Raw genomic sequence first — 16,820 nt, 5'->3', positions numbered from 1 at the left:
GCTTTCCTTTTCTAGCCAACCTTTTTAAAAAGCTCTTTTGTGTTACTAATAATTTGCTTCTTTAGCTCTTCTTTAGAGACTCCTAAAATCTCGCTCATTTTTTCCAAAACCAAAGGAATATAGCTAGGCTCATTCCTGCTGCCTCTAAAAGGGTGTGGAGTGAGATAGGGTGCATCCGTCTCTAAAAGCATGGCATTTAGAGGGATTTTAGGTAAAACTTCTACAAGTTTTCTAGCATTTTTAAAGGTTAAAACCCCTCCAATCCCATAAAAAAAGCGGTGCTTTGCCAATGAAAGAAGCTGTGAATCTGCATTAAAGCAATGCAAAACTCCTCCATTTAAATCCTTAGCATACTCGCTTAAAATCTCCAAGCTATCATTGCTTGCCTCTCTAATATGCACGATTAAGGGGAGCTTGTATTTAATAGCAAGTTTAATTTGTGCGACAAATGCCCTTTTTTGCACATTTTTAAGCTCTTCTTTAGAATCTAATCCCATCTCTTCTAAAGCCTCATCTATTCTATAATAATCCAGCCCACACTCTCCAATAGCCACGCATTTTTCATCACTCACAAAACTTTCTAAAAACTCCTCATCATATAAATGTGCATAATTTGGGTGCAATCCACTCGCAAAATAAATTTCTTCATATTTATGGGATAACTCTTTGGCTCTTTGCAAATCTTGTGGATGAGCTGCTGGGATAATAAAACGCGTAATCCCCTGCTCTTTTGCACGCTTTATCATCAAATCAAAATCTTCTTTAAAAACTAAATCATCTAAATGACAATGTGTATCACAAAGCTCCATTTTCTTTCCTTAAATAATTTTATGCTAAAATCATACCTAAATTATCTTAAAAAGCTAAGGATTTTTGATGTTTACGGGCTTAATAAGAGAGTTTGCCAAAGTGCAATCCTTGCAAAATAATCTCCTTGTCCTAAAGGCATATTATAAACCTAAAATTGGCGATAGTATCGCTGTAAATGGTGCTTGTCTAACTGCAGTGGAGATTTATACAAAGGGGTTTAGCCTAGAGCTAAGCGAAGAAACACAAAACAAAATTGCCATAGAAACTTACAAAAATTTAGTGCATATTGAACCTGCCCTAACCCTTAGCGATAGACTGGATGGGCACATCGTGCAAGGACATATTGATGGAATTGGGATAATTAGCAAAATTATACCCCATAGTATTGGCACTGACTTTTATATAAGCTTAAATAGTGAGCTTTTAGAACTTTGCATTCCAAAAGGTAGCATAGCAATCAATGGAGTTAGCCTAACCATCAATGAAGTTTTAGAAGATAAAATCCGTCTCACAATTATTCCCCACACCCTAAAACAAACGCTTTTTGCTCGCTATCAAGAAGGTATGCAAGTAAATATAGAAACTGATATGTTTGCAAGAATGCTAAAACACTTTCTAGACAACAAAAATAAAAATAAGTTAAGCTGGGAAAGCATAGATAAAATCTTAGGAAGCTACTAATGAAACCTACACAAAAAGCCGTCGCCCTAGCCTATGAGCAAAACAAACAACGCGCCCCAAAAGTCCTAGCTAAAGGGGAAGGCTTGCTTGCAGAACGCATTATAGAAAAAGCAAAAGAGTTTGATATACCTCTTTTTCAAAGCAAGGCGTTAGTGGATTCACTTATCCATTTAGAAATTGATGAAGAAATACCGCCTGAGCTTTATAAAGCAGTGGTGGAGGTGTTTATATGGCTTTATAAAACTGAAGCAAAAGCACAAGCTAGTAAATAGCTACCCTTAAAAAAATCAAAAAACTTAGCTTTCATAAACAAACTAGCTTTAATTCATATTGTTGCTAAAAGCAAGTGCTTAAAAATTTATTCTTTCCCTTGAAGTTACAATTAAAGCATTGCCCACAATTTTACCGCTTATCACCGCAAAAATTTAGCAAGTTTTAACCCCTTCCCTTTATAACAATGCATAAAGCGTGGAGGAATATCGCAATCTATGGACTTAATAAGATTTTAAAACACAAAAATCATAACAAATTTTAGCAAATATCATTTTTAAAAGTTTTTTATAAAGTCAAATCATATGTTTTGGAATCTAACGAGCGGTTTTACACTTCACTATTGCTTGTAGATAACGCTTTACTTGTATAAATCTCATAACAATAATAGTTCTTAGGTTTATATACTAATCTTTTTAGATGACTTTGTTGCTTAAAAATACAAAGCAACTCATAGCATTATGTGATAAACAAATACAAAGTATAGCAATGCAAGGGGAGCATACTTATTATATTAATCCAAGATTTCAAGCAATTATATCATGCATACCCTTGCAAACACAACTTTACCTCTAAAAAGAGATTGTCTTTATCTTAAAACCCTTTCCCAAAAAGCTCTTCTTCAACAATAGCACAAATAATATGTCCAATAACAATATGCGATTCTTGGATTCTAGGAGTGCAAGAACTAGGAACTTTGATGCAAATATCACAAAGCTCATTCATAGCCCCACCACTAGATCCGCTTAAGCCTATGCTAAAAATTCCTTTTTCTTTGCAAATTTCTAAGGCTTTGATGATATTTTTGCTATTTCCACTGGTTGAAATTCCTATAAAAACATCACCTTTAACGCCTTGTGCTTGCACTTGTCTAGAAAATAAATTTTCATAACCATAATCATTTCCTATGGCTGTAAGTATGCTAGTGTCTGTGCTTAAAGCAATACTTGGGATACCTGGTCTATCAAAATAAAATCTACTTACAAATTCTCCTGCGATGTGTTGTGCATCAGCTGCGCTTCCGCCATTTCCTGCTAGTAAAGTTTTGTTACCATTTTTATAAGCTTTTATGACTTCTAGTGAAGCTTTTTTGATAAGCTCTACTAAATTATCATCATTTAAAATTTTTGTTTTTGTTTCAATAGAATCTTGGATTTGGTTTTTGATGTAGTTTTCTAAATTTTGCATAATCTTACTCCTATTCATTCTATCATTATAGAAAAGATTTGCTGACTTTTAAATAAATTGCATTTTTATAAAATTCTATCCAAAAATCAATTCTCTTAAACAATTAAACAAAAAAATACATTATTTATTTTTCTGCTTTTCCCTATACTCCCTTTTCAACCTACGCACTTCTTTTAGGAAGCCAATATATGCAAATATCGCCCCCCCCCCCCGCACATTATTTGCCTTTATAAGTGCTGCTCCTAGTTTGTAGGTTAGATGGTTTTTAATTTTTATTGCTTCTTTATAATCTTCATAGGATTCTAGTGGGGGTAGTTTTAGATTTGGGTTTTGTGCTATGCTTTGTTTACAGAGTTCTTGTTCTTTTTGGTGGGTTTCTTTTATATAGGATAAGACATAGGGCATTCTTATATATCCTAGTAAAGATTTAGAATTACTTATCATAGCTTGTCCTAGTTTATAAGAGAGTTGGTTTTTGATTCTTTGTGTGGCTGTGCCATATTTGGTTTGGAAAGATAAAGTTTTGTTTAGTGATTGAATTTGATTGAGTTGAGTTGATTTTTCTTGTATATCATTTTGCAATTGATTAATTTGATTGATATTAGAATCTATAATTTGGTCTTTTTCTTTTATAGTTGTTTGCAGGGATTCTATTTGAGTTGTTTGCTTAGTAATAACCTTATCTTTATTTTGAATAATATTAGTTTTATCTGTGATATTTTGATTTTTTGTTTTAACAATATCAGCTATAAATTCAGCAATTCTATCCCAATACTCTGGTTTCATTTCTTTGAGTTCATAATTTTCTTTATAATTAGTTAAATCTTTTTTAGGAAACAATCTTTCTTTATGAGGAAAAAATTCTTTTCTTACCCATTCATTAGATTCTTCAAAATAGTCTACAAGAAATTTCACTGAACATAAAGGCATTTTAAATTTCATTTCTTCATTATTAGTACCTACAAAAACTTTTTGAATAGTCTCCTGAATTTCAATTCTACTTGGATCCAAATTATAATTGCTTAAAAATCTTGGTATCACTCTATTTAACCCCTTTAGTAATTCCATGCCCATTAAATCCAAACTCTCATTTTCCGCATCTGGAATTATAAAATTATCACTCCATTCTAATCCAATAGCATCCACAAAATCTTTTAGCAAATCTCCCTCTTTGAATTCATTTTTATCAAAAAGTCTTACAATTAAATTTTCTTTGCCAAAAATCTTTAAATATTTCTCTATTATATCTTGATAATTACATTGTTTTTCCAAACATGTCCAACTTGTTACATTTTTTACATAATCATTCCTATATCCACCGTGTTTTATATCCTGAGAATGCCAAGAAGAAATAAAATTTACCTGTTCTCTTAAATAGATAATAATTTTTATCTTTTTGATTTCAATCTTTTTTAAAATCTCTTTTAAAATATTTAGTTCTTCATAACATTCTATATCTTTTACAAAACATTCCGAGCTAAAAACAATATTATCAACATTGTTTTTTTGAATTTCTTCTTTATAATTACTAATGATAGTTTGTCTATTACTTCATTTGTTTCAAGAATTCTCTCAAGTGAAGAATGCACACATAATTCTTTTTTATTGCCAAAACACAACCTTAAAAGCGGAAAATGTTGACCACAATTTCTTGCTGTTAGAGGGAATAAATAATTATTATCTAATAAGTTATTATAATTTAATTCTAAAAATTTTTGTATCGTTGTTGTCCCTGTTTTCGGCGTCCCTATATGCACATAAGCTGTCATCTATTTCTAAACTCCAATTTCTCACTCAAAAGTCTTAAAATCATATCCACATTTTCCTCTAAATCCGCTGAAATTATGTGAATTTCCGGATTTTCTGGTGTCTCATAAGGGCTATCTATGCCCGTGAAATTTTTAATCTCTCCATTTCTAGCCTTTTTATAAAGCCCTTTGGGATCTCTTTTTTCGCAAAGCTCTAAAGGTGTATCGACAAATACCTCTATGAACTCTTCTTTTTCAAAAAGATCTCTTACCATTTTTCTTTCCCTCTCAAAAGGAGAAATAAAAGCACAAAGCACAATAAGTCCAGCATCCACAAAGAGCTTGCAAACTTCCCCTATACGCCTTATGTTCTCTACTCTTGAATCCTCATCAAAACCCAAATCTTTATTAAGCCCATGACGCACATTGTCCCCATCTAAAAGATAAGTATGATAACCCATAGAAAATAATCTTTGCTCTAGTGCATTTGCTAGAGTAGATTTACCGCTTCCGCTAAGTCCTGTTAGCCACAACACACACGGCTTTTGCCCCTTTAGCTTAGATCTTTCTTGTTGAGTGACTTTCGTAGCGTGCCAAGTTAAATTTTTATCCATTTTAATCCTTAAAATTTAAAAAATATCGGAGTAACTGATAAAACTATCAATGAATAAGTCAAAGATACCACAAAACCGATTTTCACAAAGTCTGTTGTCTTATAACCACACATAGAGCTTACCATTAAATGTGTTTGATAGCCATGTGGCATCATAAAGCCACAACTTGCCCCATAAGCTACCGCAAAAATAAAGGGCATAGGACTAACTCCTAAGCTCTGTGCAGTGGCAAATCCTATGGGAAAAGCAAGGGCAGCTGCAGCGTTGTTTGTAATCATTTCTGTTAAAAGCAAGGTTAAAAGATAAATCCCCACAAAGCTTCCATATACCCCATATTCTCCAAAAACACCTATAATAAGAGTGGCAAAATCTTTAGCCAAACCACTATCTATTAAAACTTTAGTAATAGCAAGTGAAGAACCTACAATGATAAAAATTTCTAAAGGAAAACGCCTTTTTAGTTCGTCAAATTTGACAAATTTTAGCATGAGTAAAAATAATAAAAACACAATCAATGCTTTAAGTAAAGAAAACACACCCAAAGCCGATAAAGCAATAATTCCTAAAAATCCTAACACCACAAATAAGCTTTGCAATTTATTTAATTTTTTAAATTTATCAATGTTTGAGATAATATAAAAATTTTTTAAAATATTTTCTCTAGTTTTAAAGTCCTTTCCTACACTTAAAATCAACCTATCTCCTGTATTTAAAATACTTTTACCAATTTTAGAGATATTTTGTGAGCCCTTTTTTAAAGCAATAATCCCTGCATCAAATTTAGTTCTAAAATTAACTTCCTTTACGCTTTTGCCTATCAAATTTGATTCTGGACTAATCACAACATCTATTAACTCTAAATCTTGCATTTTAACATCTTGTTTGCCTACTTCTAACCCTTTAAATTCCTTTAAAATTTCTAAATGGGCTACATCCCCGCTAAAAACTAATTTATCCCCCTTGCAAATAATCTCACTAGATCCCACAGGAGAGATACTCATCCCTTCTCTTTCTATTTCTATTAAAAATAAATATTCTAACTTTCTTAAACCATTTTTTTCAATGCTTTTGCCGATTAATGGGCTATCATCTAAAACTTCAGCACTTATTAGATAATCTTTAACTTCTTTCTCTTTATCTTCATAGCTAGGCAATAAAAAACTAAAAAACATCAAAACCACAAGCACACCCAAGCTTATGCAAATTCCAACTGCAAAAAAATCAAAAATCTTAAGACTTTCTAACCCATTCTGCACTACAAAAGAATTTACAATCAAATTTGTAGAAGTTCCTATTAGCGTCATTGTCCCACCGACTATAGAAAAATAAGAAAGCGGGATTAAAAGGCGTGAGGGAGTTTGGAATTTATTGTTTTTGATTAAACTCATAAAGCTTGCAACTACGGCAGTATTGTTTAAAAATGCAGAAATTGCACTCACAATAATCCCTAGCCTAAAAAGTGAAAAATAATAATTTTTGCTAATGATAAATTTTGAAATATATCCCATAAATACACTTTTTTCTATCACAACAGACACGAGCAATAAAAGCACTAAAACCACCAAAGAATCGCTTGTATATGCTCCAAGAAAAGTCTTTAAATCCAAATATCCTAAAAGATAATACAACAAAGCAACCCCTAAAAACAGCAAAGAAGCCCTAACCTTTCCACTAACAAGTAAGGCTAATAGAACTAAAATACTTAATGCTACAATGATTTTCATATTGTTTTACACTCCCATTCAGGATAGTTTTTTCTTATATAAGCATTGAGTTCAATTTCTGCTTGGGTATAATTTCTAGTATTTTCTTCATTTTCTAAAATTTCTTCTACCATACCTGCTGCAAGGGTTTCATTAGAATATTTGTCTATAATTATAAAGCTACCTAAAGTTTTATTTTCCCTATAAGCTTTTAGGGCTACTTTTTTACTAAGCTTTAAGGTGCATTTGGCAATATCATTAAGTCCTAATGCATCACTTTGAGATTCTTCAAAGGTGTTAATATCCTTTTTAAAATCAATTTTGCTTAAAATAACACTCGTGCTTAAATTTGCAATTTTAATCAAATAATTTTCATTTAATTTTAAGCTTTTTTCACTCATCCACACAATCATAGCTTTAAAAGCATTTGAGATTTCTATATTTGCACTTTTAGAAGCAATAACATCTCCTCTTGAAATATCTATCTCATCTTGCAAAGTTAGCGTAATGGCACTTGGGAAACTTGCATTTTTAGCACTTTGTGCTTTTTCATCTTTATTTAACGCTTTTAAATTTTTTATATCTGGTGTGATAATTTCCTTTATTTTACTTATTTTTAATGAAGGTAAAACCACAATTTCATCATCCACCTTCACACTCCCACTTGCAATATTTCCACAAAACCCCCTAAAATTTAAATGCGGACGATTGACATACTGCACACTCATAATAAACTCATTAGTATTTGTGCTAATAATAGGCAAAGTATCTAAAAGCTCTGATAGGGTTTTTCCACTATACCAAGGAGTATTAGCGCTCCTAAAAGTGATATTATCTCCATCTACTGCACATATGGGCACAAAATTAAAATTAATATCTTGTGAATTTTGCAAATAAGGAATAATTTTTTGATAATCCTTACAAATTGCTTCAAAAACATCTTGCTTAAAATCCACTAAATCCATTTTATTTACCGCAATGATAAATTGTCTAATTCCCAATAAACTTGCAATATAAGAATGTCTTTTAGTTTGGGTTAAAACCCCCTTTCTAGCATCTATTAAAATTATAGCAATGTCTGCTGTGCTAGCACCTGTTGCCATATTTCTAGTGTATTGCTCATGCCCTGGAGTGTCTGCTATAATGAATTTTCTTTTTTTGCTAGTGAAGAAGCGATAAGCCACATCTATCGTAATTCCTTGCTCTCTTTCACTTTCAAGTCCATCTACTAAAAGTGCAAAATCCAGCTTTTCTCCTCTAGTGCCTATTTTTTTACTATCTTTTTGCAAAGCATTTAATTGATCTTCAAAAAGCATTTTAGAATCATAAAGCATTCTACCTATAAGAGTGGATTTTCCATCATCTACACTACCGCAAGTAATAAACCTGCAAAGCTCTTTATTTTCATGTTCTTTTAAGTATTTTTCTACATTTAAATCCATTAAAAATACCCCTCTTTTTTCTTCTTTTCCATACTTGCTTCTTCATCGCTATCTATAAGCCTGCCTTGTCTTTCGCTTGTTTGTAAGCGCAAAAGCTCTTCGATGATCTCTAAAATGCTACTAGCGCTTGAATTTATAGCTCCTGTTAGCGGATAACACCCCAAAGTTCTAAAACGCACGAGTTCTTCTTTGGCATTTGTAGCAAGCTCTTTTGGCATTCGCTCATCATCTACTAAAATTTTAGTTCCCATATACTCCACCACTGGACGCTTTTTAGCAAAATAAAGACTTGGTATAGGAATATTTTCCTTATAAATATATTGCCAAATATCAAGTTCTGTCCAATTACTAAGTGGAAAAACTCTTATAGATTCGCCACTTTTGTGGCGACCATTGTAAATATTCCATAACTCTGGGCGTTGGTTTTTAGGATCCCAAGCATGATTTACATCACGAAAAGAGTAAATCCTCTCTTTTGCTCTTGATTTTTCTTCATCTCTTCTTGCTCCACCAAATACTGCATCAAATTGATACAAGTCAAGCATTTGCTTTAAACCTTGTGTTTTAGCAATGTCCGTGTGCATAGATGAGCCATGAATAAATGGAGAAAGGTTTAATTCTTTGATTTTAGGATTTTGATAAACAATAAGCTCTAACCCAAGCTCTTTAGCTCTTTTATCGCGAAATTCTATCATTTCTTTAAATTTCCATGTAGTATCTACATGCACCAAAGGAAGCGGAGGTATAGCAGGGTAAAATGCTTTTTGCAAAAGATGAAGCATCACCGAGCTGTCCTTGCCTACGCTATAAAGCATAGCAGGTTTTTCAAACTCTGCTATAACTTCGCGTATAATATGTATGGATTCTGATTCTAAATATTCCAAATGAGAGTGATTATTTAGTATAAATTTATCCATGTTTTTTCTCCTATTTATTTTTTAAGCTTTTATGAAATATTTATATTTTTAAAAGCTAACAACTTTTTATAACACACTCTTTTTGCACTTTGTAACTTTTTTAAATTTTAAAATTATATCATAAGCATTTTTATAACCTCTCTATATAATTTTTAAGTCCTTAGTGCCATGCAATGATACTTTTCTACCTGTCATTGCGAGGAGTGAAACGACGAAGCAATCTCTTTAAGCTCACCACGCAAGGTTTTGCCTTGCTCGTGATGACATTGTGGGTTACTCTTTAGACTACCATAGCCTCTTACAGAGGTTTCGTGGCGACAAATAGCTACCCCACAAAGCAAATCTTTAAACTGCCTTAACTTACAAAAAGATTCTATAATAATTTTATGTTTTGTTTTATTTGTGGATAATGCTATGTAACTATAAGAATTTAGTGGATTATTTAAAGGCTTTATCATTTTAAAGCCTTTTATTTTTGTATTCCCTCTTCAACCTACGCACTTCTTTTAAGAAGCGGATAAAGGAGAGTATTTTTGCCCCCCTCCCGCACATTATTTGCTTTTATGAGTGCTTCTCCTAGTTTGTAGGTTAGATGGTTTTTGATTTTTATTGCTTCCTCATAATCTGGATAAGATTCTAGTGGAGGTAGTTTTAGATTGGGGTTTTGAGTGATGCTTTGTTTATAGAGTTCTTGTTCTTTTTGATGGGTTTCTTTTATATAGGATAATACATAGGGCATTCTTATATATCCTAGTAGAGATTTAGAATTATTGATTAATGCTACTCCTAATTTATAAGAGAGTTGGTTTTTGATTCTTTGTGTAGCTGAATTAGGATTGATTAGATTTAGAATGATTTTAGGTTCTAATTTACTTAGTTTAATTCCTAATTCTTTTTCTTGTTTTTTGAGATTTAGTTTTTTATTTGCAATATCTAGTTGTAAGGATTCTAATTCTAAATTTGCTTTTTTATGGGGGATAGAGTTAATGGTGTTATTTAATTGGGTGTTTTGGTGGGTTAGAGTATTAATTTTAGATTGGAGGGTTTGAAGTTGTGTGTCTTTTTGTTTGATGAGATTGTCTTTGTTAGTGATTGCTTGGTTTTTTGTTTTAACAATATCTGCTATAAATGCAGCTATTCTATCCCAATATTCTGGTTTCATTTCTTTTAATTCATAGTTTTCTTTATAGTTAGTTAGATCTTTTTTAGTAAATAGTCTTTCTTTGTGGGGGAAAAATTCCTTTCTTACCCATTCGTTAGATTCCTCAAAATAGTCTATGTAGGATTGTAGGATTTCTTTTGGGGGAGAGAATTTTAATTCCTTGTCGTTAGATGAGAAGTGCTTTTGAGACAATCCTCTCATTAAGACCCTATTTGGTTCCATCCAACCTCTAAAAATTTTATTAAGAGAATGCTGTAATTTCATGCCTAATAAATCCAAAGCTTCATTTTGATTTTCCGGAATTATAAAATTCTCATCCCATCCTAAACCTATAGCATCCACAAAATCTTTTAATAAATCCCCATCTTTAAATTCATTTTTATCAAAAAGTCTTACAATTAAATTATCTTTGCCAAAGACATTAGTTAAATCATGCAAATATTTCCTTATATCCAACAAGTCAATATTATGATGATTTTTTGTTGCTATTTCCAAAAAATAATTAGGAACATCACCCCCTTTGACTGCTTGGGAAATAAAAGATTTTAAAAAATCACATGTCTCTCTCACATAAATAATAATATATACTTTATTAAGCCCCAATGAATATAAAATATCTTTTATTTGTCTCTTTTCTTGGCTACTTGTAGCAAATGAAAAACCTTCAGAAGAAAAAATTACTTTTCCTTTATTATGGTTATTAAGTTCCCTGATTAATTTTAGATAAGGAATATCTTTAATAAATTTAAACTCATCAACACCGCAATATTTTCTACAAAGATTAACAAGATATTGATGATTACAGTTTGAGTTAACAATACTTTGTGGATATAAAAATCCTTTGTTAAGGAGAATTTTATAGTTGTGATTTAGAAATTTCTGTATAGTTGTAGTTGCAGTTTTAGGTGTACCAACATGCACATAAGCTGTCATTTTATTCCTTCTATATATTATAATTTCATCTTAAATAATATAAAAATTTTACTATTTTTTCAATAAATCCTTACTGTCTTAAACTAACCTGTTCTAAATACCACCCATACACACTTTTTATACCCTCTTTTAGTCCAATTTTAGCCCTCCAACCAAGACTATGAATTTTAGTGCAATCTGTTAGCTTCTGCATTGTGCCATCTGGCTTCGCGCTATCACACATAAGCTCTCCTTTATAGTCCACTATCTCTCTTACTAGCTCTGCTAACTCTTTAATAGAAATATCCTCACCCACTCCTATATTAAGATGTGTATTTTTAATCTCGCCACTACCGCAAATATCCTTAAAATCTATATTTTCCATTACAAATACACAAGCATCTGCCATATCAGCACTATGCAAAAATTCTCTTCGTGGCTTCCCACTGCCCCAAATATCTACAAATTCTCTACTAATACCAAAATTCTTTAAATATAATTCTACATCTTTAATACCTTCTAGCAACTTTTGCACCTCTAAAATTCCTTTCTCTTGCAAAATTTTTGCTAAATGCATTTTTCTAATCAAAGCTGGCAAAACATGAGAATTTTGCAAATTAAAATTATCATTGCTCCCATATAAATTTGTAGGCATTACACTAATAAAATTCGTCCCATATTGCAGATTATAGCTTTCACACATCTTAATTCCAGCAATTTTTGCCAACGCATAAGGCTCGTTTGTATATTCTAGCTCACTTGTTAGCAAATATTCTTCTTTGATAGGCTGTGTACACTCTCTAGGATAAATACAAGTAGAACCCAAAAACAAAAGCTTTTTAACACCACTTAAATAAGAATTATGAATAACATTGTTTTGAATCATTAAATTTTCATAGATAAAATCTGCTCGATAGGTATTATTTGCCACTATTCCACCTACTTTAGCAGCTGCTAAAAATACATATTCTATTTTCTCCTGTTTAAAAAACTTTGTTACTGCTTCTTGATTTGTCAAATCAAGCTCAGAATGCGTTTTAAAAATTAGATTATTATAGCCCTTATTTTTCAAATTCTCCAATATTGCAGAACCTACCAGTCCTCTATGCCCTGCAATATAAATTCTAGAATCCTTATTCATTATTCTATCCTTTCAAATCGCAATGGGATTTCAGGATTAGAAGCAAATGAAGGATAATCAAGCCCTTCAATATTACCTGCTATTTTTCTATATCCATTTTGTAAAAACTTGGTTGCAATATCTTTTCTTAAATAGCTAACTTCAATCGTTGTGCTCCAAAAAAGCCCTTGAGAGTAAAAGATTTTTCCATGATTATTTAAATGCGTATGGATAGGCACAAAATACTCTTTTAATCGCGCTAGTTGCCTTGTGCGTAGTTCTACTCCCTCTTGCTCTTCTGGGTTGCACCCATGAAATTCAAAAATTACTTGCGTAAAATTCTTGCTTAAAAGCTCTATATCAATCCCCTCTAGCATTCCCCATTCTGCATTTTCAATATCACATTGCAGGATATTTTCCTTATTTTCACTTATTTTATTCTCTCTAATAGCTTGTTCCAGTGTAATTGTATTTTCATTATTTTCTATTCCGATGAATTTTTTATGAAATATGATATTTTTATGGTTATAAGGACATTTTTCAATACTCGCATCATACTCTATCACCTCATATCCTCGCTCCGCCATTTCTAAATCCCATGGAGAACTCTCACTAACCCCTAAAGAGAGAGCTTTACTATCCATTAAGCCCCCCCCCCCGCTAGGTTCTTATTATACATCACATATCCACCATCACCCTTACCACCTACACGCACTAGCTCTTCATCTGGCACTGCAAGAGGTTGGATTAGCTTAAGATATTTTGCAATATTTTCAAAAACTTGGTCGTTATGATTAATACGAATATAATTTCTATCCCTATCTTGTAGAAGCAAAAGTAAAATCTGCTTATCTCCTTTGTTAATTTCAGATTCTGCAATGATATTTGACATCAAATTACAATAATTTAGCTGATTGCTAAGTTCTATCTTTTTATTTAATTCTTGTAAAAGCTTTTCTAGATTTTGCATTTTTTACTCCTATTCATAATACCTCATTATTTTATATCCACCTTTTTTAAGATAAACATCTTTATTCATAAGTTTTAAATCGCTTTGCATCATATCATTTACTAAATCTTTAAGTTCAAATTCCCTACTCCAGCCAAGTTCTCTTTCGGCCTTGCTAGGATCGCCCAAAAGCAAATCCACTTCAGTAGGTCTAAAGTATCTAGGATTGACTTGAACTACAACCTGCCCAACTTTAAGATGTGACAGATTAAGTCCTAGCTCTTCTGTTCTTTGTATATCAAAGCTATCTATAATCCCTTTTTCTTCTATTCCCTCTCCTTCAAATCTTATCTTTATCCCACAATAAAGAAATGCCAATTCCACAAAATCCCTAACTTTTGTAGTCTTGCCAGTAGCAATAACCCAATCTTCTGCCCTCTTGTATTGCAAAATCATCCACATCATCTTTACATAGTCTTTAGCATGTCCCCAATCCCTTTTAGCATCTAAATTCCCAAGATAAAGCATATCTTCTAAATTTAGCGCAATCTTAGAAACCGCTCTTGTGATTTTTCGCGTTACAAAAGTTTCACCCCTAATAGGGCTTTCATGGTTAAATAAAATTCCATTACAAGCAAACATATTGTAAGCTTCTCTATAATTTATAGTAATCCAATATGCATACATCTTAGCCACCGCATAAGGACTTCTGGGATAAAAAGGGGTTTTTTCACTTTGTGGAATCTCTTGCACTTTTCCAAAAAGCTCTGAAGTAGAGGCTTGATAAATTTTAGTTTTATCATTTAATCTTAAAAATCTCACAGCATCTAAAATCCTCAAAGTCCCTATTCCATCTGCATTTGCAGTGTATTCTGGAGTTTCAAAGCTCACATGCACATGGCTTTGGGCTGCTAGATTATAAATCTCATCTGGCTTAATTTCTGCAATTAAACGCGTAAGATTCATAGAATCTGTCATATCTCCATAATGCAGATAAAAATCGTTTTGCTTCTTATGTCCTTCAAATAAATGATCTATTCTATCTGTATTAAACAAAGAACTTCTTCTCTTAATCCCATGTACTTCATAACCCTTATTCAACAAAAATTCTGCCAAATAAGCTCCATCTTGTCCTGTTACACCTGTAATTAACGCTATCTTTTTACTCATTTAATTCCTTTTATAATCATCTTCTATTCTTATAATATCATCCTCGCCTGTATATTCCCCAACTTGCGCTTCAATCATTACAATGGGTATTTTACCATAATTGCTTAGGCGATGAGCTTGTCCCATTTTGATATAAATGGATTCGTTAGGTCTTACTAGACACTCTTTGCCTTCTATCTCCACGCTTGCTGTACCACTTAACACAATCCAATGCTCATTTCTATGCATATGCTTTTGGAGCGATAGTCTCTTGCCTGGTTTTACCTCAATGCGTTTAATCTTATATCCCCTCTCATCTTCTAAAATCGTAAAACTACCCCATGGACGATAGGTTGTTAGGTGATTTTGACTTAAAGAACTATTGCTTTTAATGCTTTCATAAATATTTTTTACCTTTTGAGCTGAAGTTTTCTTCCCCACTAGAAGTGCATCTTGTGTATCTATGATAAACAAATCTTCTATATCAATGGTTGCTATAAATTTATTTTTCTCTGCCAAACAAAAAATATTTTTGGAATCTAAAAATTTTGTTTTTGCATTTGTGTAATTTCCATTCTCATCTGTTTGAAATTCTTTAGATAAACTCTCAAAGCTTCCAACATCACTCCAACCTATATCACTTGGGACAACCTTTACTTCTTTAGCTCTTTCCATCAATGCATAATCAATGCTTAAACTTGGAATTTGCTCCATATCTTCTTTTTTAAACTTTATAAAATCACTCATCTTAAGTGCGTTTTGATAAGCATTTAGCGAATCTTCATAAATATCATTTGCATGAATTTTCATTTGCTCCAAGAAATATCCAACACGAAAGCAAAACATGCCAGAATTCCAAAAATAATTACCTTCTTGTAAGAATTCTTGCGCCTTTTGTAAAGATGGCTTTTCTATAAACTTTTCCACTTCATAAATATTTTGACTTTTGATATACCCATATCCTGTTTCTGCATAGCTTGGCATAATCCCAAAAGTTACCAGATTATTTGTCTTGGCAAATTCTTCTGCTTTTTTAACAACCTCTTGATAAGCTTTCTCATCTTTAATTAAATGATCACTTGGTGTTACCAACACTATTTCATCTTTTTCCAAACTCAAGCATGCAAGAGTAATAGCCGCTGCGGTATTTCTAGCACTTGTTTCTAAATAAAATTTCACCTTTTCATCTTTTAGGTAGTCTTGCGCTTGTTCCAATGCTAAAAAATACTGCTCTTCATTAGAAACTACTAAAGCTTGCGAACAAATTTTTAAGTTTCTCTCCAATGTTAATAAAAATAAAGATTTTTTATTAAAAATCTGTAAAAACTGCTTGGGCATATTTGCCCTACTTAGAGGCCAAAGCCTCGTGCCACTACCACCACAAAGAAGGATATTTGTCATTTATGAATCCCTTGTTTTTTAGAACAAAGGATACTGTAAGATTCCTAAAATAACAAGAAACTAATTATTCTTAATTTATATAATTCATCTTTTTGCGGTCATTACACTAAAAACATTACCTATTGAAATGCTTTTAGATTTAAGCTTTTACAAAACTCATCCGCTACTTTTTTGACACTAATATAGTAAGAATACAGATAATCATATATTAATAACACTTTCATTAATCTCAGTTTTCTTATTATTATTTTAAACTAAATTGTGCTATTAATGTATCTGTTGTACCTAGTGATGCTAAAGTTTGCTCATAAGCATTTTGTAAAATAGGATTATCTATAAAATTCCCCCAATGCTTTTGTCCCGCAGGAAGTCCATTACTAAGCCAATAGAGAGTATTTGATAAGGGATATCTTTGGATACATTTTACAAACTCAACTTTTAAGTCTGCTTTTTCCCCAAGTAGTCTTAGTGTATGAAGGCTATAAAGATAAAGATGTGGGCTCCAGTAAGTAAACTCCCTAAATGCTTTATTTTTATAGATGGTAAGTAATGCATCATTTGCGTTAGGAACTTCTATAATCATTTTTCCATTTTCTTTTAAACAAGCAGAAAGCTCTTTTAATATTATAATGGGATCTTGCAAATGCTCTACTACATGAAAAGCTGTTATAATATCATATTTTTGGGGGGGGGGGGGGGGGGGGGGGGGGGGGGGGGGGGGGGGGGGGGGGGGGGGGGGGGGGGGGGGGGGGGG

General features: G+C 32.2%; 18 protein-coding genes. 2 read left to right on the top strand and 16 right to left on the bottom strand.

Annotated features, from left to right (window positions below):
* Window positions 1–11: 11 nt before the first annotated feature.
* Complete coding sequence (locus EBF09_RS06930) at window positions 12–809, bottom strand: TatD family hydrolase (protein ID WP_121764402.1); 798 nt, start codon at window positions 807–809, stop codon at window positions 12–14.
* Window positions 810–876: 67 nt separating this feature from the next.
* Here EBF09_RS06930 and ribE point away from each other — a divergent pair, with 67 nt between their 5' ends.
* Window positions 877–1,491: a riboflavin synthase gene (gene ribE / locus EBF09_RS06925; protein WP_121764401.1), complete on the top strand. Its 615-nt coding sequence runs from the start codon at window positions 877–879 to the stop codon at window positions 1,489–1,491.
* The gene (locus tag EBF09_RS06920) at window positions 1,491–1,763 is read left to right on the top strand and encodes an EscU/YscU/HrcU family type III secretion system export apparatus switch protein (RefSeq protein ID WP_121764400.1); all 273 of its coding nucleotides are present in this window, start codon (window positions 1,491–1,493) and stop codon (window positions 1,761–1,763) included. Before ribE ends, EBF09_RS06920 begins: the two co-directional genes overlap by 1 nt.
* Before the next feature lie 592 nt (window positions 1,764–2,355).
* On the opposite strand, the gene gmhA2 is transcribed toward EBF09_RS06920, so the two are convergent.
* The 15 genes from gmhA2 to EBF09_RS06850 form a co-directional block, all read right to left on the bottom strand.
* Window positions 2,356–2,949 carry a D-sedoheptulose 7-phosphate isomerase gene (gene gmhA2, locus EBF09_RS06915; protein ID WP_232817686.1) on the bottom strand — a complete coding sequence of 198 codons (594 nt, stop codon included), beginning with the start codon at window positions 2,947–2,949 and terminating at the stop codon, window positions 2,356–2,358.
* 120 nt (window positions 2,950–3,069) lie between these two features.
* A complete protein-coding gene (locus tag EBF09_RS06910) occupies window positions 3,070–4,221 on the bottom strand; it encodes a coiled-coil domain-containing protein (RefSeq protein WP_121764398.1) in 1,152 nt (383 codons plus the stop codon).
* 188 nt (window positions 4,222–4,409) lie between these two features.
* Entirely contained in the window at window positions 4,410–4,718 is a 309-nt protein-coding gene (locus EBF09_RS06905) for a hypothetical protein (RefSeq protein ID WP_121764397.1), read from the bottom strand.
* Window positions 4,715–5,311: an adenylyl-sulfate kinase gene (cysC, locus tag EBF09_RS06900; RefSeq protein ID WP_121764396.1), complete on the bottom strand. Its 597-nt coding sequence runs from the start codon at window positions 5,309–5,311 to the stop codon at window positions 4,715–4,717. Before cysC ends, EBF09_RS06905 begins: the two co-directional genes overlap by 4 nt.
* A gap of 8 nt (window positions 5,312–5,319) precedes the next feature.
* Entirely contained in the window at window positions 5,320–7,035 is a 1,716-nt protein-coding gene (locus tag EBF09_RS06895; RefSeq protein WP_121764395.1) for an SLC13 family permease, read from the bottom strand.
* On the bottom strand, window positions 7,032–8,456 hold the full coding sequence (cysN, locus tag EBF09_RS06890; protein WP_121764394.1) for a sulfate adenylyltransferase subunit CysN: 1,425 nt from the start codon (window positions 8,454–8,456) through the stop codon (window positions 7,032–7,034). The genes EBF09_RS06895 and cysN overlap by 4 nt, the downstream gene beginning before the upstream one ends.
* Window positions 8,456–9,373 carry a sulfate adenylyltransferase subunit CysD gene (gene cysD, locus EBF09_RS06885; protein WP_121764393.1) on the bottom strand — a complete coding sequence of 306 codons (918 nt, stop codon included), beginning with the start codon at window positions 9,371–9,373 and terminating at the stop codon, window positions 8,456–8,458. The genes cysN and cysD overlap by 1 nt, the downstream gene beginning before the upstream one ends.
* A 191-nt stretch (window positions 9,374–9,564) precedes the next feature.
* Window positions 9,565–9,831 (bottom strand): hypothetical protein, encoded by a 267-nt coding sequence (locus EBF09_RS06880; RefSeq protein ID WP_121764392.1) that lies wholly within the window; start codon window positions 9,829–9,831, stop codon window positions 9,565–9,567.
* 35 nt (window positions 9,832–9,866) lie between these two features.
* Window positions 9,867–10,973 (bottom strand): coiled-coil domain-containing protein, encoded by a 1,107-nt coding sequence (locus EBF09_RS06875; protein WP_157978183.1) that lies wholly within the window; start codon window positions 10,971–10,973, stop codon window positions 9,867–9,869.
* A 565-nt stretch (window positions 10,974–11,538) separates the two neighbouring features.
* A complete protein-coding gene (locus EBF09_RS06870) occupies window positions 11,539–12,588 on the bottom strand; it encodes a GDP-L-fucose synthase family protein (RefSeq protein WP_121764390.1) in 1,050 nt (349 codons plus the stop codon).
* Window positions 12,588–13,211 (bottom strand): FkbM family methyltransferase, encoded by a 624-nt coding sequence (locus tag EBF09_RS06865; RefSeq protein ID WP_232817685.1) that lies wholly within the window; start codon window positions 13,209–13,211, stop codon window positions 12,588–12,590. Before EBF09_RS06865 ends, EBF09_RS06870 begins: the two co-directional genes overlap by 1 nt.
* Window positions 13,211–13,537, bottom strand: coding sequence for a hypothetical protein (locus EBF09_RS09385; protein WP_232817684.1), 327 nt, complete (start codon window positions 13,535–13,537; stop codon window positions 13,211–13,213). The genes EBF09_RS06865 and EBF09_RS09385 overlap by 1 nt, the downstream gene beginning before the upstream one ends.
* A gap of 9 nt (window positions 13,538–13,546) precedes the next feature.
* Window positions 13,547–14,686, bottom strand: a complete 1,140-nt coding sequence (gene gmd, locus EBF09_RS06860; protein WP_121764389.1) for a GDP-mannose 4,6-dehydratase — start codon at window positions 14,684–14,686, stop codon at window positions 13,547–13,549.
* A complete protein-coding gene (locus EBF09_RS06855) occupies window positions 14,687–16,066 on the bottom strand; it encodes a mannose-1-phosphate guanylyltransferase/mannose-6-phosphate isomerase (protein ID WP_121764388.1) in 1,380 nt (459 codons plus the stop codon).
* Window positions 16,067–16,310: 244 nt separating this feature from the next.
* Window positions 16,311–16,820 (bottom strand): class I SAM-dependent methyltransferase (locus tag EBF09_RS06850; protein ID WP_157978182.1); only part of this gene is annotated, 510 nt, incomplete at its 5' end.

This window comes from Helicobacter burdigaliensis (assembly GCF_003670295.1).
In the GTDB taxonomy this organism is placed as follows: Bacteria; Campylobacterota; Campylobacteria; order Campylobacterales; family Helicobacteraceae; genus Helicobacter_D; species Helicobacter_D burdigaliensis.
This window is presented reverse-complemented; position numbering and strand designations above follow the sequence as displayed.

Coding starts and splice junctions, on each gene's coding strand:
- cysN (WP_121764394.1), bottom strand. CDS start 8,456: ATGGATTTAAATGTAGAAAAATACTTAAAAGAACATGAAAATAAAGAG.
- EBF09_RS06920 (WP_121764400.1), top strand. CDS start 1,491: ATGAAACCTACACAAAAAGCCGTCGCCCTAGCCTATGAGCAAAACAAA.
- ribE (WP_121764401.1), top strand. CDS start 877: ATGTTTACGGGCTTAATAAGAGAGTTTGCCAAAGTGCAATCCTTGCAA.
- EBF09_RS06930 (WP_121764402.1), bottom strand. CDS start 809: ATGGAGCTTTGTGATACACATTGTCATTTAGATGATTTAGTTTTTAAA.
- gmd (WP_121764389.1), bottom strand. CDS start 14,686: ATGAGTAAAAAGATAGCGTTAATTACAGGTGTAACAGGACAAGATGGA.
- EBF09_RS06895 (WP_121764395.1), bottom strand. CDS start 7,035: ATGAAAATCATTGTAGCATTAAGTATTTTAGTTCTATTAGCCTTACTT.
- cysD (WP_121764393.1), bottom strand. CDS start 9,373: ATGGATAAATTTATACTAAATAATCACTCTCATTTGGAATATTTAGAA.
- EBF09_RS06865 (WP_232817685.1), bottom strand. CDS start 13,211: ATGGATAGTAAAGCTCTCTCTTTAGGGGTTAGTGAGAGTTCTCCATGG.
- cysC (WP_121764396.1), bottom strand. CDS start 5,311: ATGGATAAAAATTTAACTTGGCACGCTACGAAAGTCACTCAACAAGAA.
- EBF09_RS09385 (WP_232817684.1), bottom strand. CDS start 13,537: ATGCAAAATCTAGAAAAGCTTTTACAAGAATTAAATAAAAAGATAGAA.
- EBF09_RS06880 (WP_121764392.1), bottom strand. CDS start 9,831: ATGATAAAGCCTTTAAATAATCCACTAAATTCTTATAGTTACATAGCA.
- EBF09_RS06870 (WP_121764390.1), bottom strand. CDS start 12,588: ATGAATAAGGATTCTAGAATTTATATTGCAGGGCATAGAGGACTGGTA.
- gmhA2 (WP_232817686.1), bottom strand. CDS start 2,949: ATGCAAAATTTAGAAAACTACATCAAAAACCAAATCCAAGATTCTATT.
- EBF09_RS06855 (WP_121764388.1), bottom strand. CDS start 16,066: ATGACAAATATCCTTCTTTGTGGTGGTAGTGGCACGAGGCTTTGGCCT.
- EBF09_RS06905 (WP_121764397.1), bottom strand. CDS start 4,718: ATGACAGCTTATGTGCATATAGGGACGCCGAAAACAGGGACAACAACG.